The organism is Abiotrophia sp. HMSC24B09 (genome assembly GCF_001815865.1).
Taxonomy (GTDB): Bacteria; Bacillota; Bacilli; order Lactobacillales; family Aerococcaceae; genus Abiotrophia.
The window spans coordinates 1-607 of sequence record NZ_KV822200.1 but is presented as its reverse complement, the minus strand read 5'-3'; the positions used below and the strand labels follow the sequence as shown (position 1 = coordinate 607).

1 protein-coding gene is annotated in these 607 nt (G+C 47.4%); it reads right to left on the bottom strand.

The features are described 5' to 3' along the window. A partial coding sequence (locus tag HMPREF3093_RS04005) for a MucBP domain-containing protein (protein WP_180363263.1) occupies positions 1–607 on the bottom strand: 607 nt, incomplete at both ends.

The following is a 607-nucleotide window of genomic DNA, read 5'->3' as shown; positions in this document are numbered from 1 at the left end:
TTGGTAGATGTACTTGACGTTCTGAACTTCGGACTTGAAGGTCCCAGTTTCTGGACCCTCTACTCGCAGGAAGTTATAGCCAGATACTTCTTTCTTCTGGGCCGTGTAGGCTGCATCCACTTCGCCTTCCAAAGTTTCTGGATCTGCCAATTTTGCATTTTGTTCGTCCACGTAAGTGACATTAACCGTTCCTCGCGGCTTCGGAATGGCTTGGTAGATGTACTTGACGTTCTGAACTTCTGTCTTGAAGGTGCCAGTCTCTGAACCCTCCACTCGCAAGAAGTTATAGCCTGTGATTTCTTTCTTCTCAGTTGTATAACTTGCGTCCACTTCACCTTCCAAGGTAACTGGGTCAGACAATTTAGCATCTTGCTCGTCTACGTAGGTGACATTCACTGTTCCGCGTGGTTTTGGAATGGCTTGGTAGATGTACTTGACGTTCTGAACTTCTGTCTTGAAGGTGCCAGTCTCTGAACCCTCCACTCGCAAGAAGTTATAGCCAGATACTTCTTTCTTCTGGGCCGTGTAGGCTGCATCCACTTCGCCCTCCAAAGTTTCTGGATCTGCTACTTGCGCATCTTGCTCGTCTACGTAAGTGACATTCACT